20 protein-coding genes are annotated in these 20,445 nt (G+C 35.2%); 8 read left to right on the top strand and 12 right to left on the bottom strand.

The window, feature by feature from the left end; translation table 11 throughout:
- Nucleotides 1–55: 55 nt before the first annotated feature.
- The 7 genes from ABEB23_RS01975 to ABEB23_RS01945 all read right to left on the bottom strand — a co-directional run bounded on the left by ABEB23_RS01975 (nucleotide 56) and on the right by ABEB23_RS01945 (nucleotide 9,349).
- Nucleotides 56–511 carry a tRNA (cytidine(34)-2'-O)-methyltransferase gene (locus tag ABEB23_RS01975; RefSeq protein WP_348810696.1) on the bottom strand — a complete coding sequence of 152 codons (456 nt, stop codon included), beginning with the start codon at nucleotides 509–511 and terminating at the stop codon, nucleotides 56–58.
- Nucleotides 512–541: 30 nt separating this feature from the next.
- Nucleotides 542–1,120 carry a pseudouridine synthase gene (locus tag ABEB23_RS01970; RefSeq protein ID WP_348810695.1) on the bottom strand — a complete coding sequence of 193 codons (579 nt, stop codon included), beginning with the start codon at nucleotides 1,118–1,120 and terminating at the stop codon, nucleotides 542–544.
- A 361-nt stretch (nucleotides 1,121–1,481) separates the two neighbouring features.
- Complete coding sequence (locus ABEB23_RS01965; protein ID WP_348810694.1) at nucleotides 1,482–2,996, bottom strand: hypothetical protein; 1,515 nt, start codon at nucleotides 2,994–2,996, stop codon at nucleotides 1,482–1,484.
- The gene (locus tag ABEB23_RS01960; RefSeq protein ID WP_348810693.1) at nucleotides 2,993–3,544 is read right to left on the bottom strand and encodes an RNA polymerase sigma factor; all 552 of its coding nucleotides are present in this window, start codon (nucleotides 3,542–3,544) and stop codon (nucleotides 2,993–2,995) included. The genes ABEB23_RS01965 and ABEB23_RS01960 overlap by 4 nt, the downstream gene beginning before the upstream one ends.
- Before the next feature lie 57 nt (nucleotides 3,545–3,601).
- Complete coding sequence (locus ABEB23_RS01955; RefSeq protein WP_348810692.1) at nucleotides 3,602–4,003, bottom strand: hypothetical protein; 402 nt, start codon at nucleotides 4,001–4,003, stop codon at nucleotides 3,602–3,604.
- 12 nt (nucleotides 4,004–4,015) lie between these two features.
- Complete coding sequence (locus tag ABEB23_RS01950; RefSeq protein ID WP_348810691.1) at nucleotides 4,016–4,897, bottom strand: protease complex subunit PrcB family protein; 882 nt, start codon at nucleotides 4,895–4,897, stop codon at nucleotides 4,016–4,018.
- Nucleotides 4,898–5,203: 306 nt separating this feature from the next.
- On the bottom strand, nucleotides 5,204–9,349 hold the full coding sequence (locus tag ABEB23_RS01945; protein WP_348810690.1) for a hybrid sensor histidine kinase/response regulator: 4,146 nt from the start codon (nucleotides 9,347–9,349) through the stop codon (nucleotides 5,204–5,206).
- A 327-nt stretch (nucleotides 9,350–9,676) separates the two neighbouring features.
- On the opposite strand from ABEB23_RS01945, the gene ABEB23_RS01940 reads away from it, so the two are divergent.
- The 4 genes from ABEB23_RS01940 to ABEB23_RS01925 all read left to right on the top strand — a co-directional run bounded on the left by ABEB23_RS01940 (nucleotide 9,677) and on the right by ABEB23_RS01925 (nucleotide 12,687).
- The gene (locus ABEB23_RS01940) at nucleotides 9,677–11,047 is read left to right on the top strand and encodes a DNA recombination protein RmuC (protein WP_348810689.1); all 1,371 of its coding nucleotides are present in this window, start codon (nucleotides 9,677–9,679) and stop codon (nucleotides 11,045–11,047) included.
- Nucleotides 11,048–11,057: 10 nt separating this feature from the next.
- The gene (locus tag ABEB23_RS01935; RefSeq protein WP_348810688.1) at nucleotides 11,058–11,423 is read left to right on the top strand and encodes a 6-phosphogluconate dehydrogenase; all 366 of its coding nucleotides are present in this window, start codon (nucleotides 11,058–11,060) and stop codon (nucleotides 11,421–11,423) included.
- Nucleotides 11,424–11,429: 6 nt separating this feature from the next.
- Nucleotides 11,430–11,978 (top strand): acyl-CoA thioesterase, encoded by a 549-nt coding sequence (locus ABEB23_RS01930; RefSeq protein WP_348810687.1) that lies wholly within the window; start codon nucleotides 11,430–11,432, stop codon nucleotides 11,976–11,978.
- Nucleotides 11,979–12,147: 169 nt separating this feature from the next.
- A complete protein-coding gene (locus ABEB23_RS01925; RefSeq protein ID WP_348810686.1) occupies nucleotides 12,148–12,687 on the top strand; it encodes a YceI family protein in 540 nt (179 codons plus the stop codon).
- An 8-nt stretch (nucleotides 12,688–12,695) separates the two neighbouring features.
- Here ABEB23_RS01925 and ABEB23_RS01920 read toward each other — a convergent pair whose 3' ends face one another.
- Together ABEB23_RS01920 and ABEB23_RS01915 are read right to left on the bottom strand one after the other, a co-directional pair.
- Nucleotides 12,696–13,007, bottom strand: coding sequence for a DUF1731 domain-containing protein (locus ABEB23_RS01920; protein ID WP_348810685.1), 312 nt, complete (start codon nucleotides 13,005–13,007; stop codon nucleotides 12,696–12,698).
- A gap of 83 nt (nucleotides 13,008–13,090) precedes the next feature.
- Complete coding sequence (locus ABEB23_RS01915; protein WP_348810684.1) at nucleotides 13,091–13,603, bottom strand: NAD-dependent epimerase/dehydratase family protein; 513 nt, start codon at nucleotides 13,601–13,603, stop codon at nucleotides 13,091–13,093.
- Between the two features lie 121 nt (nucleotides 13,604–13,724).
- Here ABEB23_RS01915 and ABEB23_RS01910 point away from each other — a divergent pair, with 121 nt between their 5' ends.
- From ABEB23_RS01910 to ABEB23_RS01895, 4 genes are all read left to right on the top strand, one after another.
- Nucleotides 13,725–14,384, top strand: coding sequence for a TetR family transcriptional regulator C-terminal domain-containing protein (locus tag ABEB23_RS01910; RefSeq protein WP_348810683.1), 660 nt, complete (start codon nucleotides 13,725–13,727; stop codon nucleotides 14,382–14,384).
- Nucleotides 14,384–15,694, top strand: coding sequence for an ABC1 kinase family protein (locus ABEB23_RS01905; protein ID WP_348810682.1), 1,311 nt, complete (start codon nucleotides 14,384–14,386; stop codon nucleotides 15,692–15,694). Before ABEB23_RS01910 ends, ABEB23_RS01905 begins: the two co-directional genes overlap by 1 nt.
- Before the next feature lie 105 nt (nucleotides 15,695–15,799).
- Complete coding sequence (locus ABEB23_RS01900; RefSeq protein ID WP_348810681.1) at nucleotides 15,800–16,483, top strand: SDR family NAD(P)-dependent oxidoreductase; 684 nt, start codon at nucleotides 15,800–15,802, stop codon at nucleotides 16,481–16,483.
- 74 nt (nucleotides 16,484–16,557) lie between these two features.
- Complete coding sequence (locus ABEB23_RS01895) at nucleotides 16,558–17,976, top strand: SDR family oxidoreductase (RefSeq protein WP_348810680.1); 1,419 nt, start codon at nucleotides 16,558–16,560, stop codon at nucleotides 17,974–17,976.
- 95 nt (nucleotides 17,977–18,071) lie between these two features.
- Here ABEB23_RS01895 and ABEB23_RS01890 read toward each other — a convergent pair whose 3' ends face one another.
- The 3 genes from ABEB23_RS01890 to ABEB23_RS01880 form a co-directional block, all read right to left on the bottom strand.
- Nucleotides 18,072–19,367 carry a cryptochrome/photolyase family protein gene (locus ABEB23_RS01890; RefSeq protein ID WP_348810679.1) on the bottom strand — a complete coding sequence of 432 codons (1,296 nt, stop codon included), beginning with the start codon at nucleotides 19,365–19,367 and terminating at the stop codon, nucleotides 18,072–18,074.
- Nucleotides 19,367–19,828, bottom strand: coding sequence for an SRPBCC family protein (locus ABEB23_RS01885; RefSeq protein WP_348810678.1), 462 nt, complete (start codon nucleotides 19,826–19,828; stop codon nucleotides 19,367–19,369). Before ABEB23_RS01885 ends, ABEB23_RS01890 begins: the two co-directional genes overlap by 1 nt.
- A gap of 167 nt (nucleotides 19,829–19,995) precedes the next feature.
- Nucleotides 19,996–20,436: a sterol desaturase family protein gene (locus tag ABEB23_RS01880; RefSeq protein WP_348810677.1), complete on the bottom strand. Its 441-nt coding sequence runs from the start codon at nucleotides 20,434–20,436 to the stop codon at nucleotides 19,996–19,998.
- Between the last annotated feature and the right edge of the window lie 9 nt (nucleotides 20,437–20,445).

Genomic DNA, 20,445 nt, shown 5'->3' with positions numbered 1-20,445 from the left:
TATGAAAATTCAGCAAAATAACATACTGAACTTCAAGCTTTTTAGTTCTTCGTATTTAAATTTTTAACGCAATTTGTCTTTTGGCTTCACCAACAACAAAGGCAACCGAATTGGCAATATTAAAACTTCTGATTAGTGGCGACATCGGAATTGTCAAATGATTTTCAAAAAGTGCTAAAACATCTTTACTCAAACCAACGCTTTCTTTTCCAAAAACCAACCAGTCTCCATCCTGAAAATGATTCTCCAAATACGATTTTTCGGCATGGGAACTCATCAGAAAAACACGAGATTTATCCGGAATTTGGTTCATCCATTCTTCGACATTTTGATATTCTGTCACATCAAGATGCACCCAATAATCCAAGCCGGAACGTTTCAGGTTTTTATCATTAATAACAAAACCAAAAGGATGGATTAAATGCAAACGACTTTCGGTGCCCACGCACAAACGGCCTATGTTTCCGGTATTATTAGGTATTTCTGGCTCTACTAAAACGATGTTTAACATACTGGTTTATTTGTTTATTTGGTAATTTGTTTATTCGGATACTTGAAAATCGGAAACGGGCAAGACTTCTCCCGCTTGTAAATCATTGAGGTGTACATTCCCTATTCGGACACGAACCAATCTCAAGGTTGGAAAACCAACGGCAGCAGTCATTTTTCTGACTTGTCGAAACTTTCCTTCATTGACTGTAATCGAAGCCCAGGAAGTCGGCCCATGTCTTTCGTCACGTATTTTTTTTCCTCTGGCGCCAAAGGCTGGAATTTCTGTTATCAAGGACGCTTTACAAGGTTTGGTGATATATTTTGAACCATTAAAACCTATTTCGACTCCCATTTGTATTTTATCAATCGCTTCCTGATTAATGATTCCATCGACCTGTACATAGTATTCTTTATCGACTTTTCTGCTTCGAATGGTTTCGCTCATTTTTCCATCGGTGGTCAGTAACAGCAGGCCTTCCGAATCTTCATCTAAACGACCTATCGCCATCGTGCCAATTGGAAAATCATACAATTCTCCCAAGAGTTTCTTTTTTCGTTTCAATTCGTAAATAAACTGACTTAAATAACCGTAGGGTTTGTGAAGGATGAAATGAGTGTGTAAGGACATTGTAATTTTATTTTCGAATGCAAAGATAGCACGAGAATTTGAATTTAGAATATTCGGCAATAGAACAATACCATTTGCAACCCGAGTTCGATTATTAGTTTAATACAATCAAAACACAATAACTCCATTTTTTTTCTGGTGTTATTTGTGTATTGAATTGCCTCTAGCTTCATCTAGAGAAATGCGTTTCAAAAAAGGTTTGGCTTTAAACAAAATATATAGCTTTTGGCTAAAGCCAATTTAATAACAATATAATTTACCTCCAACTAAAGCAGGAGGCAATTGATTTTCTTCTAAAAATGAAATAAAAAAAATCGTTTAGAGATTCCCTAAACGATCAATCCCCAAAAAAAAACCGTACTTAAAAAGAAACATTCAATCCAAAATTCAGTGCCCACTGAAATTGATTAAAAGATTGATTGTTTAAAGGATTAATATAATAATTCATCCCCGGTTCTACAAAAACACGGGTCTGCTTATACAAACGATATTGCACAGTACTACTCAACAAAGACCCGTAAACGAATTCATTTACATTAAGATTTTCACCAATTGAATTTCCGTTCAACAGCACTTCATTCGAAATTAATTTACCCACAAAACCACCTGTATTAAGGCTTATACTTGTTTTATTTTTATCCAAAATTGAATAGGAAACCTCTAAGGGCATTTCGATATATTTCAAGCTTTGATCAATAGTTCCTGTTTGAAAATTAGAATTTTTTGACTCATTTTGGTCATTATTTGAAATAAACACATAATTTGCATTTGTGCTGACACGTTCCATATTTGAATTCTGAATGAAAAAATTACCAGTAGCTAATCCAAAATTATTTTGTGCATTTACATACGAAACATCGGCAATAGCCTGACCTAATTCATTAAATTTAAATCCGGAACTTACTCCCCATTTTTTATTTAGCTTATAGTTTGTTTTTACACCATAAGCATTACCTTGTTTTGATTCTACGGCACTACCCAACGAACTTTCTGTTTTGTAATTTTGAGAATTCGAAACACCCGCAAATACCTGAACAGACCATTTATCAATTTCTGGAACAGGCTTGATTTTGTTATTTTTGTTTTCTCCTTTTGCAAAAGCATTTTCCAATCTTTGAAGTTCTGCCAGTTGTACTGAATCGTTTTGAGCCAAAGCCAAGTTTGTTGTTTTGCCTTTTCCGGATGCATTCATTACTGGCTTATTCGTTTCAGGTTTTAGGACGATAGTAGCCGTTGACGAATTTGTTTTGTTTTTTTGTACAATGCTATTAGTATTGTTACTGCTATTATTATCATTATTGCTATTATTGTTATTATTGTTATTATTGTTATTGTTATTCGCATCCTCAATTGGTTTTTCCAAAAAAGCATTCGTTATTTCTTGATGGGACGCGTTTAAATAATTTGATTTATTCGCATTTGAAACTAATCCGGTTTGTATTACAACTTGAGAACCGGTATTGCTTTTTGAAATTCTAGTTTTCCCGGATTCTTTTTTAACAACTGTATCCTCATTTTTATTTACAACAGCTACAGTTACTGTATTTTTAAGTTGATTGCTGTTTTTTGAAATTTCATCTTTAGTTGAAGTACCTTTAATCTTTGAATCTGTATTTTCATTTTGCAATACAACAGTATTGTTTTCGAAAGAAATGCTGTTTGGATTGTTACTGTTTGAAACCGAATTAAAATATAAAGCAGATGGAATCGCTAAACCCAACAAAAGACCAGCTGCAACTGACCACCAAATAATGGCTCTTTTCTTCTTTTTAGGTTTGCTTAGTTTTTCTTCAATTTCGATCCATAGTTCTGGTGGTGGAACACTAGAAAAATTTTCCATTGATGAAAAAATATCTTCTATTTTTTGCTTTTTCATGCTATCTTAAAATTTAATACGGTCAAAATTCTTTTTTGCAAAATTCTCTTTGCTCTATTCAAATTAGACTTCGAAGTTCCTTCTGAAATTTGAAGCAGTTTCGCTATTTCTTTATGCTTCATTTTTTCGAAAACATAAAGATTGAAAACCATTCGGTATTGATCCGGTAAATCCTGAATATACTCCAACATTTTCTCTTGACTAATTGGAATAATTCCTAATTCCTCTTCTGCAATTTCATCAGTTTCCGGATCAAAAACATCCAAAAAGAAACTTTCTTTTTTCTTTTTATTTAAAGTTTCAATCAATTTATTAATAAAGATCCGTTTCAGCCATCCCTCAAAACTTCCTTCAAATTTATATTGACTTATTTTTTGAAAAACGATAATAAATGCCTCTTGAAAAACATCTTTGGCATCATCTTCATTTTTCATATACTTAAGACAGATACCATACAAAACAGGAGAGAACAACTGATATAATTTCAGTTGTCCCGCTCTGTCATTTTGAATGCACTTGCGTATCAGTATTTCTAAATCTTCTTTCAAAAAATAATTTTAAAGTATTTCTAATTGGCAAAAATAAGTGTTTTATAACTCTTAAAATTATCTTTTATAATCAGAGCTGTACCCGTCAGCAAAATTATCAGCGATGGTTAAATTATGAGCATCTATAAACTGCACAACATAGGTCATTCCATCAAAGACAATCAGACTTCGCTCCTTTTCGTCAAAAATACTAGTCCCTTTTTTTATTTCGTAAGTCGTATTTGTAATTTCTACATTGTTACTATAAACCATTACTTTTCCTTCACCGGTAAAAACTATCTTTTTCTGGATTCCTGTGCTCTCAGGAGTTTCAGTACTTCCGGCGATTCCTCCCACCGATTTTTGCCAAGTCCAACTACCTATGATACTATTTGAATTTAAATCACCAACACTTGATTCTACTGAACAAGAAAGTGACAGAATACTGATTAGTATGATTATAAAGAATGATTTTTTCATATTTGAATACTATTAATTCGTTTTCAATGCAGTGATTTTATCTTGAATTGCTTTTTTGAAAAGTAAAATTTCAGAATTTTGATCGGCTGTATTATCGTTATCCAAATATATTTTGGTGATATCTGTCCCTTGACGGAGTTCAAAATACAATCCACCTTGATCGTGCGAATCGGGACTGCCGTAAGTTTTGGTTTGTCCTTTTAAATTTAAAATTTCTGCTGGGACATTTTTCAAAAACAGCGAATAATCTCCTTTTGGGGTCAATCCCTCAAAACTATATTGATTAAAATCATAATTTCCGTTCACCACGTTCAAAAAGTGTAGCACATTATAGTCGTTTATCTGATAAAATTTCTGGCAATCATTTCCTGTACATTCCCCGTTAAAACTTCCAATAATAACGCTGTTAGGCATTTGATTTACTTTATTAAAATAGATTGGTTTTGTAGTTTTTGGAATTAAAATAAAATCAGAAGGATAGCTTATAGCTTGCGTAACAACTTCACCAGGAAGGGGTGTTTTTTCATAAAAATCAATTACCATTTCACAATTATTTTCTACAACCGAAATTATTTTTATGCTATAACCACCTGTAGCTTTTGGTCCGGCAAAAAGACTAACTAAAAAATATTTACTAAAATCAATAGTCGCATTGGATGGATCTGGACACGTATTTTCGTGTTTTGTAAAATAGGTTTCCAATTTTTCCTGCGAGTTTATTATAATCGCAGTGGGGTTAGTTGGCAAAGTCTTAATGCTATAATTGCAATCCAAAGGAAAATTAGTAAATGCAACGTTGGTTGTGCTTCCGCAACTGTAATTTTCTTCATCAGAATTAATTGAACATGCACTAAAGCCAAAAGCGATAAATAAGCCTAACAGTATTTTTTTCATAATAGTTATATAAAGGTTTTACTTCATAGATACTATTGTTTTAAAATGGTTGCGTTAGTCCAAATTATTTTGGCAAAAAAATCAATTCATTGCATTATTTAATGGTTAAGAAAAGTTTCATTTTTCTTTTCAAATCGTTCATACACTGACATAATTAATCTTAGGGTTCGCAGCTAATCAAGTGACGGTAAAAGACATTATAATATTCTTTGCGATAGCAGCAATAGGCTGTTTATATGCAAATTAATTAGAGATTTGATTACTTTCTCGTTTTCTAATTTCGCATAATATCTTTTTCTTAATGCTTCAAGAACTAATTCTTGTTGTGCTAACCCTAAGTGCAGCTTGCTTTAACATCTCTATTAATATTTCTATTTTAATAGGTTTGGATATATAATCATCCATGCCGGCTTCTAAACAGGCCAACCTGTCTTCTGGAAATGCATTAGCCGTCATAGCTATAATCTGAGGTTGTACATCCATTGTCCCTCTGATTATCTTAGTTGCCTGCAGACCATCGATTTCTGGCATCAACATATCCATTAGGATTACATCAAATGGTTTCACTTTCAGCATATCAACAACTTCTTTTCCGTTATTGGCTACCTCTGGTTCATATCCTAATCTCTTCAAAATCCGCATGATTAACACCTGATTAATCTTATTGTCTTCAGCAATCAAAATACTCAACGGATAAGTTTCGGAAAAATCTTCAGGAAATAAGTTTTGCTTGCTCTTTTCGTTCGGAATTTGTTCCCCCTTATGTTTCAACTCCTGCTGGATTTCTTCATACAATTGCGCTTGCTTAATTGGTTTGGTTAATACCGATTTGAACAAATGTGCGTATTTTAATTTGTTTTCATTTTCTATAAATCCCATCAGAATAATTGGCATCTGTGGTAGTTTGGCTTTGATTTCATTAGCCAACATCACTCCATCCATCTCGGGCATTTGCATATCTGTAATGATCAAATCGAAGGTTTCTCCTTGACCCAGAATTTCAAGTGCTTCTCCCGCAGATTGTGCCAGAGTTGAGCTGAGTTTCCAGATTTCCAGCTGAGTTTTCAGGACACTTAAATTGGTCGCATTATCATCGACCAGCAAGACCTTTTTGCCCTCGTTTCCATCCGTATCAAAAATATCATACAGATAGGGAGATCCTTTAGCTACTTTGCTCTTTATAAAGAAACCGAAGGCTGTTCCTCCCCCTTCTTCACTGTTGACACTAACCTCCCCGCCCATCAGTTTTACTAAACGCTCACTGATTGCTAAACCCAATCCAGTACCGCCATACTTGCGGGTTGTTGAAGAATCTACTTGTGAAAAGTCTTTAAATAATCGGGACAGTTTATCTTTCGGAATTCCAATACCCGAATCTTTAACCTCAAAATAAATCCGTAGGTTCTCGCCGTCCGCTTTTTCAGAACGAATTTGTACAAATACCTCTCCTTTATGGGTAAACTTCAAAGCATTACTAACCAGATTCATTAACACTTGCTGTAAGCGAACACTATCTCCAACAATCATGACCGGAAGTGAATAATCGATTTGGCAAACCAATTCTAAGTTCAGTTGGGCCGCTTTTACAGCAAAATTATCCAGTACATTTTCCACACACTGACGCAGATTGAAATCATGCCGTTCTATTTCTATATTACCGCTTTCTATTTTGGAGAAATCCAAAACATCATTGATAACTGCCAATAAAGCGTCGCTACTCGTTTTGATAATATTTACATAGCCCTCCTGCTCATGGCTTAAATTGGTGCTCGCCAATAATGAAGTCATTCCCATTACACCATTCATGGGGGTACGAATTTCGTGGCTCATCGCAGCCAAAAAGGCACTCTTGGCCTGATTAGCGCGTTCAGCATCCAACATAGCGGCCTCGGCTTCTTTTGATTTATTCACCAATTCTTCGGTGCGCACTCTGACTTGTCTTTCGAGGTCTTCCTTTTTGGCATTAATATTAGCCAATCTATATTTGGCTTTTAATATAGTCACCCTGAACTTGAAAAATCCATATAAAGCGCCAAAAACCAATAGAACAACAACAATTCTAAACCACCAGGTAGCCCAAAAAGGTGGAGTAATTGTGATTTTCAGCGTAGTTCCTTTTTCGTTCCAAACACCATCATTATTAGAAGCTTTAACACGAAATATATAAGTTCCCGGGTTAAGATTGGTATAAGTTGCTTTTCTTTGGTCGCCTAAATAATTCCAATTTTTATCAAAACCCTCTAATTTATAAGCAAACTGGTTTTTTTCCGGATGGATATAATTAAGAGCCGAAAATGCTATCGTAAATACGGAATGCTCATAAGAAAGAACAATTTCTTTGGCTTCACTAATATCTTCCTTCAGTGGAGAATTTTCGTCTCCAACTACTATATCCTTATTAAAAATTTGAAAATTTGTGATAAAAACAGCCGGCACAAAAGGATTATCCTTTATTTTATCGGGATAAAACGAGTTAAGCCCTCCGGATCCCCCAAAAAACAATTCTCCATCCTCCGCTTTATAGCAAGCATTACGTCTGAATTCATTTCCCTGAATTCCATCAGAAATTCCGTAATTCCTGAATGTTTTACTTACCGGATTAAACTTTGAAATCCCTTTATTGGTTCCAAGCCACAGGTTTCCTTTTTCATCCTCAAGAATACCGGCAATAATATTTCCGGGAAGACCATCCTTTTCGGTAAATACGGTAAAGGAATTGTTTTTTTTATCGAATCGATTCAGACCTCCTCTGGTTCCTACCCATAGATTTCCCTTTTTGTCTACAAATAAATGTTCAACAAAATTATCTGAAAGACTGTTCTTTTCTAGATGGCTGCTTTTGTATTGCTCAAAACGATTACTGTGTTCATCATACCTGCAAAGCCCTTCATCTCCTCCAAACCACATCGCACCATCGTCATCTTGACAAATTGAATAAATGGTATTTCCAATAAGAGAGTTCTTGTCTCCTGATTTTTTAAGAAAATGAGTAAATTTCTTAGTTTCAAAATTATAACGATTTAACCCATAATTTGTGGACCCAAGCCAAAGATTCCCTTTATTATCTTTGTATGCGTAAGGTATCGAAGATCCCGTCAAACTATTGGTATCATTAGCATCCGGAAGGTGGTGGGTGAATTTTCCGGTTCTTTTATTAAATAAGTCAAAACCTTCATGCAAATAGGTAATAGCGATATTATCCCGATCAATTTCCTTTACGGAATAAATATAATTACTGCTAATACTGTTCTTGTCTCCATTATTTTTAAAAACTTTGAACGTCTTTTTATCTCTATTAAAAACATTTAATCCTCCACCATCAGTCCCTATCCAGACATTCCCTTCGTTATCGCCTCCAATGCCAAGAATATTGCCTGAACTAAGAGAAGTAGACGCATGAGGATTCTGCCTAAAGAGATTCATTTTATTTCCATATTTAGGTAAAAAATTAACCCCACCAGCATAGGTTCCTACCCACATGTTCCCTGAATTATCTCGGTACAAACTATGAATTGAGACATCATTGAGGCTTTGTGGATTGTTTATATCACTTATTACATTATAAAAATTATCTTTCTCTTTACTGTAGATACTGATGCCCCCATTTTCAGAACCAAACCATAGCTTACCCGCAGCGTCTTGGGAGATGGACAAAATAGCATCCCGATAAAGACTCTTAGGATTGTTAGGATTGTGTTTGAAATTTTTAAATGAATCTTCTTTTTTATTGTATAAGGATATTCCCGATCCATAAGTACCAATCCAAATATTACCGGCACTATCTGTATAAGTAACCCTAATATCATTCCCGGAGATGCTTTTTGGATTTTTAGGATTATTGAGGTAATGAACCATTTTATTGGTTTTGTAGGTAAACCGATCAAGCCCGTGATGCGTAGCCAACCACAAATTACCCTCGGTGTCTTCGGTAATTTTTCTTACATCATTCTTTATAAAAGCATCGTTCAGATCTCTTCCAAAAAACTTACATTTTCCGCTTTGTATATTGATCAGACAAAAACCATTAGAGGTCCCTAACCAAATGTTTCCGGATTTATCCTGAAAAATATCATTAATAATAACCCCTTCAATAGTGTAGTGTACAAATTTATTTGTTTTCCTGTCAAATTTATCCAAGCCTATTCTGGTGGCTATCAGCAAATAGCCATTTTGGTCTTCCAAAATATCGGTAATATAATTATTACTGAGACTAAAGCGATTATGAGGATCATTTTTAAATACCTTGAAATCATAACCGTCAAATCTATTCAGCCCGTCCTTCGTACCAAACCAGATAAACCCTCTACTATCTTGAAATATTGATTTAACAGTGCTTTGAGATAAACCTTCATTAGTTCCTATTTGTTTAAATGAAAAGTCATCATTTTGAGCATGGGCAAGCTTTGTCCCCATGAAAATCATAACAAGATATAATAAGTAAATAGATTTCATTTTATAATTTATTTAGAACGACTAATTCTGATGAACTATTATTAGGGATTACTAAGATGAAATTCTATTTTGAATCAAATCATCAAACACGATAAAAAAATTACATATGATGAGATACAACCATTTACTCCCTTAATTTATAAAACAATCTAAACACTTCATTTGACAAGCAATAAGCTAATATACGATTTTGAATTAAAAATCATCAAACCGCAGAAACAAAATTAATTAGGAACAAACCAATTCAGATTTTTTTAGAATACTGCTCTTATAAATTTTACTTTTGATATTATTCTTTACTTTTACTACTCAAAAAAAAGAATTTCTATGTCTGATATGTTTCCGTTTTTATTGATTTTTATTATTGCTCTTTCGCTTGGTGTTTTCATTGGAAAACTGATTTTCTCCGCCCGCTTTCAGTCGGAAAAAGTGAGTCTGGAAGAAAAACTGATTGCTTTAACCTCACAACTCAACCAACAGAAGGAACAATTTTCGACTGACAAATTAGCTTTCGAAAAACAATTATTTGCTGCCAATGAAGACAAGGAAAACATTCGAAATGAGAAAGACAGTTTAGCAATCCAGCTTTCTAAAAAAGAAGTCGATTTTGAGAATCTTTGGGAACGCAACAAAGAACAAAAAGAGGAAGTCGAAAAGTTACAGGAAAAATTCACTAAAGAATTCGAGAATCTGGCCAATAAAATATTAGACGAAAAGTCCAATAAATTTACGGAACAGAACAAGGAAAACATGAAAAATATCCTGTCTCCTTTACAGGATAAAATTCAATTATTCGAAAAGAAAGTCGAAGATACCCACAAGGAAAGTATTGACTACCATGCTGCTTTACGCCAACAAATATTGGGCTTGCGCGAGATGAACATTCAAATGAGCAAAGAAACTGTCAACCTCACCAAAGCATTGAAAGGAGACAGTAAAATGCAAGGAAATTGGGGTGAATTGGTTTTGGAGAGAGTATTAGAAAAATCAGGCTTGGAAAAAGGACGTGAATACGAAGTTCAGCAAGCCTTTACAACCGAGGACGGAAATCGTGTCTTTCCCGATGTTGTCATCAATCTTCCAGATGGCAAAAAGATGATTGTCGATTCGAAAGTATCTCTGACAGCTTATGAAAAATATACTAATGAAGAAGATGAGGATACGAAAACTGGCTTTTTAAAAGAACATGTCAACTCTATCAGACGACATGTAGAACAATTAGGAAACAAAAATTACCAAGATTTATATCAAATAGAAAGCCCTGATTTTGTATTACTTTTTATTCCTATTGAACCGGCTTTTGCAATGGCACTCAATGAAGACTCCTCTTTATACAACAAAGCATTTGAGAAGAATATTGTGATTGTAACTCCAGCCACCTTACTGGCTACATTACGAACAATAGACAGCATGTGGACCAATCAAAAGCAACAGGAAAACGCCTTGGAAATTGCACGACAAGCGGGAGCATTATACGATAAATTTGAAGGTTTTGTCGCTGATTTAATTAAAATCGGCAAGAAAATAGACGAAACCAAAACCGAGTACAGTGGTGCCATGAATAAATTGGTAGAAGGAAAAGGAAACTTAATCGTAAGTGTCGAAAAATTGAAAAAGATGGGTGCCAAAGCCAAAAAAGCACTTCCGGAAAACATATTAAACAGAGCCGAAAAAGACGAAAACCAACTATTAAACTAAACCCGCCACAATGAAACGAATTTTAGGAATTATTGCAGGAATTATAACCCTAGCCCTTTTGTGCTATTTTGCATTTATTTATTATGTCCCTTATAGTGAAGGAATCCGTTCTGGTGAATTAATCAAACTAAGTCATAAAGGCATGGTCATCAAAACTTGGGAAGGAGAGCTGAGCCAAGGAATTTCCGGTGCCCAAATTTTTAGTTTTTCCGTTTTAGACTCAGATAAAAAAGTGATTGAAGATTTAAAAGGACTTCAAGGTCATTATGTAAAAATGACTTATGTTGAAAGATATAAAACTTTTGCCTGGTGGGGAGAAACCAGATATTTTGTTACTTCAGTAAAAAAAGAGACTTCTCCATTTAATCAAAAATAAGTCACAATGAATACTGTTTTTAAAAGCGTTGCCTCGTCCTATGTCAGCATTTCAGAATTAATGCTACCATCACATACTAATTTCAGTGGAAAAATTCACGGGGGCTATATTTTGTCCCTGCTCGATCAAATTGCCTTTGCCTGTGCTTCAAAATTCTCCGGAAACTATTGTGTAACTGCATCTGTTGATACGGTAAATTTCTTGAAACCGATAGAAGTAGGTGAACTGGTGACCATGAAGGCCAGTGTCAATTATGTGGGCAAAAGCTCGATGATTGTTGGAATTCGCGTGGAAGCCGAAAACATTCAAACAGGAAAAATAAAACACTGTAATTCTTCCTATTTTACTATGGTTGCCAAAAACAAAGAAGGATTAAGCGTTCCTGTTCCTGGCCTTATTCTGTCAAATCTGGATGAAGTGCGCCGATTCAGTAATTGTTTAAAACAAATTGATTTGAAAAAAGAACGGGAACTTCACGAAGAAGAATTCAACTACAGCAGCATAGAAACAATCGCCAGCTTTAGCAAATATAACGTCCAAGTGCAATTAGGTTAGTATTTAATTATACCGTTTCTTATTTTTTATTTTATTTTCGGATTTCAAATAAAAACAATTAAAAAGCTTCATTATAAAATTGAAGCTTTTTAACTTTTTTTCAACACTGCTTCTATGTTTTTTGCGATTAAAAAATCGTAACTTTAAGTAATTTAATTCATGCCCCACTATGAAAAAAATTACTTTTTTACTTTTCATCTCCGTAATTTATGGGAGCTTCGCTCAAGAAAGATTGATGACTAATACTGGAATCATCACTTTTGAAGCGTCCATACCTTTTTTTGAAGAAGTGAAAGGAACACATGATAAAGTGATTTGCATTTTAGAACCAAAAACAAGTAAATTAAGCTGTGTTGTCATCATTAAGGGATTTCAATTTAAAAGACAATTAATGAAAACCCATTTCAATGAGAATTACATGGAAAGTGACAAACATTCGAAAGCCACCTTCAAAGGAAAAATCGAAAAATTTGATTTAAAAAACATTCATGAAGAAGCGTTAGAATACTTAATAAAAGGGAAAATAGAAATTCATGGTGTGACCAAAAACATTGCTGTAAAAGCCAAAATCAAAAAAGTGGCGGACGGACTTGAATTCACTTCCGATTTCAATTTGAATACTGATGACTTCAAGATTGAAATTCCATTCATCGTGAGTAACAAAATATCAAAAAATGTTAACACACAATTAAAATTTGTTTTACAATAAAGCCATTTTCATAAACAATCTTTCAATGCCGTTTCTAAATTTTTAAACTGAAATTGGAAACCTGTTTTTTCTATTTTCTCAGAGGAGATCCTTCTGCCTGCTAAAATGAGTTTTGCCATTTCACCCATTGCCAATTTTATCAAAAAACTTGGCACATTAGGCAGCCAAATACTGTATCCTATGATTTGTGCCAATGTTTTTGAGAAAATAGTATTGTTTGTATTATCATTTATTGCTGCATTATAAGATCCATGCATATTACTGTTTTCAACAGCTTCAAAATAAATAGCACAGAGATCATTAATATGAATCCAAGGCATATATTGTTTCCCTGAACCCAAAGCAGAACCTAATCCCCGTTTAAAAATAGGGACTAACTGGGCTAAAAAACCTTCATTTTTCCCTAAAACATACCTGTACGGATTTTCACCGTTCTAATTTCAAGCGTTCCAATTTCATCAGCTGCAGCTTCCCATTTTTGGCAGACAGTACCCAAAAAATCATCAGCTGCCGGAGTCTCCTCTGTACAAATCTCTTCTCCATTTACAGCACCATAAATTCCAATTGCCGAGGCCGAAATAAAGACATCCACTTTTTTATTATTTTTCTTCAAAACAGTGTAAATCAAATGGGCCGACTGTATCCGACTATCGATTATTTCTGCTTTACGTTTCGCTGTCCACCTTTTTCCTACAATGTTCTCTCCTGCTAAATGTATAATATAGTCTGCATTGAGAACAGCCGCTTCATCAATAAAATTACCAGCTACATCCCATTTATAATACGAAATATCTCCCATTGGTTTCTTTTCGCTTCTGCTCAAAATAGAAACCGTATATCCTTCCTTAAGCAACAAATCAGTAAGATGTCTGCCTACAAATCCGGAACCACCGCTAATTAATACATTTTTTTTCATGATAAATCACTATTAACTATTTGAATGTATAACAAAGATACGACAATTATTTTGTTTAACTTTATGAATATTTTGTTAAACATTTAGTATCTTTACACTTCAATTTGAAATTCTTCAGAAAATGGCAACTAAAAAAGTAATACTCACAAAAGATATGATCGTCTCAATGTTTATGAATTACACATTGGAACATGATCAGAAACCCAAATCAGTCTATCAATTCGCAAAACTAAACGGTTTTTCGGAGGCAGAATTCTATTCATTTTTCGGAACTCTGGAAAGTATCGAAAAAGAAATTTTCAATCTGTTTTTAGAAAAAACAATCGAATTATTACAAAAAGACAAAGACTATGATACTTATGACATGAAAACTAAAATGCTTAGTTTTTATTTTACGTTCTTCGAATTATTAGCGGCCAATAGAAGTTATGTGGTTCTTAGTTTGAAAGAACATCAAAACCAGTTGAAAAATCTAATGCAATTGTCTCGTTTGAGAAACAGTTTTAAAGATTTTGTTGCCGGTATTATATCGGATGAATACCGAATCAAACAAGAAAAGCTTCAAAAAATTCAGGAAAAAGCGATTCAGGAAACGTCTTGGATTCAACTTTTAATGACTCTGAAATTTTGGATAGAAGATGCTTCACCGGCTTTTGAAAAAACAGACATTTTTATAGAGAAATCAGTAAAAGCCACCTTTGAACTAATGAACATCACTCCTATTGACAGTTTAATTGATTTTGGGAAATTTATTTTCAAAGAAAAAATATACAGCAAATAATGAAAACCATCGATTATATTCCCACCTCAAAAATTGAGAGAGCTACAAAACTGGTGCAAACCGGAGCAAAAGTTGGCGTTAATTATCTGAAATATTACGGCGAAAAAATGGTTAATTCTGATTTAACCCGTGATAAACTCAATGAAGACAATGCCGAAGATATTTATGATGGATTAAAGAGTCTCAAAGGGAGCGCGCTAAAAGTTGCGCAAATGTTGAGCATGGACAAAAGTTTTTTACCTCAGGCTTATGTAGAAAAATTTTCATTGTCCCAATTTTCGGTTCCACCTCTTTCGGCGCCTTTGGTATTGAAAACCTTCAAGAATAATTTTGGCAAGACACCTTATGAAATTTTTGACGAGTTCAATTCGACTTCGGTGAATGCAGCGAGTATCGGGCAAGTTCATTTGGCAATAAAAGACAATAAAAGACTGGCCGTAAAAATCCAATATCCAGGCGTTGCCAACAGTATCTCGTCTGATTTGGCTTTGGTAAAACCCATAGCCATCAGAATGTTCAATCTGCAGGGAAAAGATTCTGATAAGTATTTCAAGGAAGTTGAAGACAAATTAATCGAGGAAACCAACTATTTATTGGAACTGAAACAAAGTCAGGAAGTCGTTGATGCCTGTAAAAAAATAGAGAATCTGGTTTTCCCGAACTACTATCCTGAGTTTTCTTCGGAGAAAATTATCACCATGGACTGGATGAGCGGTATTCATCTCTCGGAATTCACCAATAAAAACACCAATCAACCGATAGGAAACAAACTTGGTCAGGCGCTTTGGGATTTCTATATGTATCAAATTCATGTTTTGAGGAAAGTACATGCCGATCCGCATCCGGGAAATTTTCTGGTGAACCAAAATAATCAATTGGTAGCGCTGGATTTTGGCTGTATGAAACAAATTCCAACTGAATTTTATGTTCCTTATTTTGAATTAATCAACAAGGAAGTGATTGATAACAAGAATCTTTTCCGAGAAAAATTATTCGAATTGGAAATTCTTAGAACCGACGACAGCAAAGAAGAAATTGCCTATTTCACACAAATGTTCTATGATTTGTTATCGCTTTTTACGAAACCATTTCAAACCGAAACTTTCGATTTCTCGGATGAAGTATTCTTTGACAACATAGCGCAGTTAGGCGAACGTTTTTCAAAAGACACGAATCTCAAAAAAATGAATGGTAACCGAGGCTCCAAACATTTCATTTATATGAACAGAACCTTCTTTGGCTTATACAATTTGATGTTTGATTTGAAAGCTAAAATCGTTGTTAATGAATATCAAAAATATCAGGATTGAAAAAAGAATTAGCTGATTTAGACAAAAACAGAATCATAGAAATGGCTTGGGGGACCGAACCACTTTTGAGGCGATTCTATTGCAATACATAAAAATATTTCAAACATGAAAAACATCGTCATCATTGGGGGCAGTAAAGGAATTGGAAATGCTATTTTACAACAACAATTAGAAAGCAATAAAGTATATAATATCAGTAGAAATGCTCCTGAGCTTTCACATCCTAATCTGAAACATTATTCTTTGGATGTCTTACAGGATGCACTTCCCGAGATTGAAAATATTCATACTTTGATTTACTGCCCTGGATCTATCAATTTGAAACCGATAGGCAGTTTGAGTATTGATGATTTCAGAAATGATTTTGAAATCAATGTCATTGGTGCCATAAAAGCAATTCAGAAATATTTACCTGTTTTAAAAAGAGGAACAAATCCGTCCATTCTTTTGTTCAGCACAGTGGCAGCCAAATTAGGAATGCCTTTTCATGCCAGCATAGCTACAGCAAAAGCAGGGCTTGAAGGATTAGTGAAATCGTTGGGAGCAGAAATGGCGTCGGTAGTACGCATCAACGCCATTGCTCCCACGATTACCGAAACCTCTCTTTCTGCCAGTATTTTGAGAAACGATCGTATGAGAGAAAATATGATTGAGCGCCACCCGATGAAAGGCTATTTAAAACCGGAAGAAGTCGCCGATATGGCTGATTTTTTAATTTCCGAAAAAGCGAAATCAATTTCAGGTCAAATCTTCGAAATGGATTACGGTATCGTTAGTTTTAAAATGTAAAAACTAAAAAATGGCACATAGATGACACCAACTAAACGGATACACACGAATTATCTCCTTTACAAACCAAAACCATGAAAATTCTCTTAACAGGCGCAACAGGATACATCGGAAAACGACTTTTGCCTATGTTGGTTGGGCAAGGACACAATGTGTTTTGTTGCGTAAGAGATAAAAACAGATTTTATTGTCCGAAAGAATTTGAAAACAAGGTGACCGTACTTGAAGTTGATTTCTTGAATCAAGAAAGTTTACATGCCATTCCTAAAGACATAGATGTAGCCTATTATTTAATTCATTCCATGTCGGGCTCCGATACAAATTATGATGAATTGGAAAGTATTTCGGCACTCAATTTTGTCGAGTATCTCAATCAAACCAAAGTCAAACAAGTGATTTATTTGAGCGGTATCGTAAATGACCAGACACTCTCCAAACATTTATCCTCCAGGAAAGCCGTGGAAACTATTTTAAACACAGGAGCCTTTGCCACAACAACACTGAGAGCGGGAATTATTGTGGGTTCCGGAAGTGCTTCTTTCGAAATCATTCGGGATTTAGTCAACAAGCTTCCCATAATGATAACCCCAAAATGGTTGAATACCAAATGCCAGCCCATTGCCATAACAGATGTGTTGGAGTTCCTGACCAAATCGTTATCAAATCCCCTTACTTACAACCAGAGTTTTGATATTGGCGGGCCTGATATTTTGACGTATAAAGAAATGTTGTTGGGTTTTGCCAAAGCTAAAAACTTAAAAAGATGGATTTTCACGATTCCAGTGATGACTCCAAAATTATCTTCTTATTGGCTTTATTTTGTTACCTCAACTTCGTATAAACTCGCCACAGCATTAGTGAGTAGCATGAAAGTAGAAGTTGTTTGCAGGGATACAAAAATCAATGAATTGCTCCAAGTTCAACCCATGTCTTATAACCAGGCACTGTCCCGGGCTTTGATAAAGGTCAAGGAAGACAATGTGGCTTCGAGTTGGAAAGATTCCTTAGTCAGCGGGAGATTTAACAGCAATATTTCCGAATATTTGAAAGTTCCAAAAAAGGATTGTTTCATAGACCGTCGAAAAATGAAAATTGAAAATCGAGATTTTACTATCGAAAGAATTTGGTCCATCGGCGGAGAAACCGGTTGGTATTATGGTGATTGGTTGTGGAATTTACGCGGCTTTATCGACAAATTATACGGTGGTGTCGGTTCCAGAAGAGGACGAACCAAGCAGCATGATATCCATTCGGGCGATGCACTTGATTTTTGGCGGGTTTTGCATGCCAACAAAGAAGAAGGAAAATTAATCTTATTTGCCGAAATGAAATTGCCAGGAGAAGCCTGGCTCGAATTCAAAATCATCAACAACACCTTGTATCAATCCGCAACATTCAGACCAAGAGGAATTTGGGGGAAATTATACTGGTATTCTGTTTTACCTTTTCATGGCTTTATTTTTAATGGAATGTTGAAAAAATTGATTCGATAGTTTATTTAAGCTTCCTCCCAAAAATACGACTCGATTTACCGAAACAACAAAATAGCGGAATAAATAACCGTGCATGACCTATATAGTTCAAAAAATCACTTCAAAATTCCCGCTTTGTACGTTGCAATCGCCCTGTCTCTGGCCATAGCATGATCCACCATAGGTTCTCCATAGCCCAAATCAAATTCTGGAATCCATTTGCGGATGTAAATACCTTTCTCATCAAATTTTTTGAGTTGAATATCCGGATTAAAAACACGGAAATACGGTGCTGCATCGCAACCTGTTCCAGCCGCCCATTGCCAGTTGCCTACATTGGCAGACAATTCGTAATCCAATAATTTTTCGGCAAAATAGGCTTCACCCCATTGCCATTGAATTAACAGATGTTTGCACAAAAAACTCGCTACAACCATGCGGACACGGTTGTGCATGTATCCGGTTTCGTTGAGTTGACGCATTCCGGCATCGACCATTGGATAACCGGTTGTCCCGGTACACCAACGTTTAAAATCTTCTTCATTATTGCGCCACTGAATTCCATCATAAGCCGATTTGAAGTTTCGGTCAACAACTTTCGGGAAGCTGAATAATATCTGCATAAAAAATTCTCTCCAAATCAGTTCACTTAAGAAAACGTCGTTCTTTCGTACCGCCCAATTCACTAATTTTCGGATACTCACTGTTCCAAAACGCAAATGCGGGGACAAATAGGATGTACTATCTGCAGCGGGGAAATCACGCGTTTCATGATAATTGGCAATCTGAGTCAGGTTATGGGGTTTGACTTTGATTGGACTTTCTTCAAATCCGATTTGCTCCAAAGTTGGGAAAAGAAAATTGCTTTTAAAGAAATTAGAAAAACTTGTACCGGTATCATATTCTTGAACAGGCGCCATTGATTTGTATTTCTCTAACCATTTATTTTTATAAGGTGTGTAAACCGTATACGGCAAACCATCGGCTTTGGCGATTTCTTTTTCTTCAAAAATAACTTGGTCTTTGAAAGAATACGAAATGATTTTATTTGATTCCAATAGTTCACAAACCGCCAAGTCGCGTTGAATAGCGAAAGGCTCGTAATCTTTGTTGAAGAAGACTTCTTTTAGATCAAATTCAGCGATTAATTCCTGCCAAACAGTTTGGGTTTTTCCTTTTTTGATCAAAATTGAGCTGCCAATTTCGTTCAGCTGGGTATTTATTTTCGAAAGCGATTCGTGAATAAACCCCACTCTGGCGTCATTTTTTGGCAGACTGTCCAAAATGGAATCGTCAAAAATAAACAATGGAATTACCCGATATTTCGATTGCAGAGCATGAAACAAACCCACGTTATCCTCCAATCGCAAATCGCGGCGAAACCAAAAAAAGGAAACTTCTTGTTTAGACATTATTTAGTATTAAACAGTTGATCGACCATGACACGTCTGTGGTCAAAAATGGCTTTCAGTTTATTTTTCACGACCAAAGTATTCACAATCCGGCCAATGAAACCCAAAGGCAAAGCATAATGAACCACATCGGTCATTTTTACTCCGTTTTCCGTCGATTCAAAAAAATGTTTGTGATGCCACAACGCATAAGGTCCGAAACGTTGTTCATCTATGAAATAACTGTTTTCTTTTACATAGGTGATTTCGGTTACCCAAGGTAATTTTAATCCCAGAAGCGGTGATATCTTGTATTGAATAATTTGACCTGCGTACATGTTTTTGCCATCAAAATCAGTGATTTGAAAACCCATGGTTTCCGGTGTAATTTTTTGAAGATTTCTGGGACTGGAAAAAAAAGTCCAACATTCTTCGATACTGGCGTTGACGTGCTGAACGGCTTCTTTTTTATAGACTTTCATTAGTTCTAATTGTTGTTGTTTAATCGAAAATCGTCTTGAAATAGGGTCCGCGTGAGGGATTGTAGGCGATATCCTCGCAGTCCCGATCCCGAAACTTCGGGACGGGACGAAGAGATAAAGCCGTAAAGCCCGACCGCCTTTTCGGCGGGCACGCCCAAAATAAATGACTACATTTTGTAATACTTGAAAGGCACGAACAACATGCCGAAACATTCGCCGTCTTCCTTACCCAAATGTTTATGGTGTACTTTGTGGGCTTTTCGCAAGCCGATTAAATATTTATTATTGGTGTTTTTGAACCATTTGAACCGCTGATGAATCAAGACATCATGTATCATGAAATAGCAGAATCCGTAAAAGGTTATGCCTAAGCCTATAAAAAAAAGATAGTTCATCCCTCCTTCTACTCCGAAGTAAAAAAGAACAATACTCGGAATGGCAAAAATCACAAAAAAGATATCGTTTCGTTCGAACACATGGGCGTACTTGGGTTGGTGATGGTCGGCATGAAAATACCACATCAATCCGTGCATGATGTATTTGTGGGTGAGCCAAGTGACACATTCCATAAACAGAAAAACGCCTAAAAATATTAAAAAAGAAATCATTGTATTTTA

It is taken from the genome of Flavobacterium maritimum (genome assembly GCF_040049085.1).
GTDB classification, from domain to species: Bacteria; Bacteroidota; Bacteroidia; order Flavobacteriales; family Flavobacteriaceae; genus Flavobacterium; species Flavobacterium maritimum.
The sequence above is the reverse complement of the archived record's forward strand: the minus strand, read 5'-3'. Positions and strand labels throughout refer to the sequence as shown.

Coding starts and splice junctions, on each gene's coding strand:
- ABEB23_RS01935 (WP_348810688.1), top strand. CDS start 11,058: ATGAAACGAATTTTAGGAATTATTGCAGGAATTATAACCCTAGCCCTT.
- ABEB23_RS01975 (WP_348810696.1), bottom strand. CDS start 511: ATGTTAAACATCGTTTTAGTAGAGCCAGAAATACCTAATAATACCGGA.
- ABEB23_RS01970 (WP_348810695.1), bottom strand. CDS start 1,120: ATGTCCTTACACACTCATTTCATCCTTCACAAACCCTACGGTTATTTA.
- ABEB23_RS01880 (WP_348810677.1), bottom strand. CDS start 20,436: ATGATTTCTTTTTTAATATTTTTAGGCGTTTTTCTGTTTATGGAATGT.
- ABEB23_RS01950 (WP_348810691.1), bottom strand. CDS start 4,897: ATGAAAAAAATACTGTTAGGCTTATTTATCGCTTTTGGCTTTAGTGCA.
- ABEB23_RS01925 (WP_348810686.1), top strand. CDS start 12,148: ATGAAAAAAATTACTTTTTTACTTTTCATCTCCGTAATTTATGGGAGC.
- ABEB23_RS01955 (WP_348810692.1), bottom strand. CDS start 4,003: ATGAAAAAATCATTCTTTATAATCATACTAATCAGTATTCTGTCACTT.
- ABEB23_RS01930 (WP_348810687.1), top strand. CDS start 11,430: ATGAATACTGTTTTTAAAAGCGTTGCCTCGTCCTATGTCAGCATTTCA.
- ABEB23_RS01965 (WP_348810694.1), bottom strand. CDS start 2,996: ATGAAAAAGCAAAAAATAGAAGATATTTTTTCATCAATGGAAAATTTT.
- ABEB23_RS01915 (WP_348810684.1), bottom strand. CDS start 13,603: ATGAAAAAAAATGTATTAATTAGCGGTGGTTCCGGATTTGTAGGCAGA.
- ABEB23_RS01900 (WP_348810681.1), top strand. CDS start 15,800: ATGAAAAACATCGTCATCATTGGGGGCAGTAAAGGAATTGGAAATGCT.
- ABEB23_RS01895 (WP_348810680.1), top strand. CDS start 16,558: ATGAAAATTCTCTTAACAGGCGCAACAGGATACATCGGAAAACGACTT.
- ABEB23_RS01945 (WP_348810690.1), bottom strand. CDS start 9,349: ATGAAATCTATTTACTTATTATATCTTGTTATGATTTTCATGGGGACA.
- ABEB23_RS01940 (WP_348810689.1), top strand. CDS start 9,677: ATGTCTGATATGTTTCCGTTTTTATTGATTTTTATTATTGCTCTTTCG.
- ABEB23_RS01890 (WP_348810679.1), bottom strand. CDS start 19,367: ATGTCTAAACAAGAAGTTTCCTTTTTTTGGTTTCGCCGCGATTTGCGA.
- ABEB23_RS01905 (WP_348810682.1), top strand. CDS start 14,384: ATGAAAACCATCGATTATATTCCCACCTCAAAAATTGAGAGAGCTACA.
- ABEB23_RS01910 (WP_348810683.1), top strand. CDS start 13,725: ATGGCAACTAAAAAAGTAATACTCACAAAAGATATGATCGTCTCAATG.
- ABEB23_RS01885 (WP_348810678.1), bottom strand. CDS start 19,828: ATGAAAGTCTATAAAAAAGAAGCCGTTCAGCACGTCAACGCCAGTATC.
- ABEB23_RS01920 (WP_348810685.1), bottom strand. CDS start 13,007: ATGCCTTGGATTCATATTAATGATCTCTGTGCTATTTATTTTGAAGCT.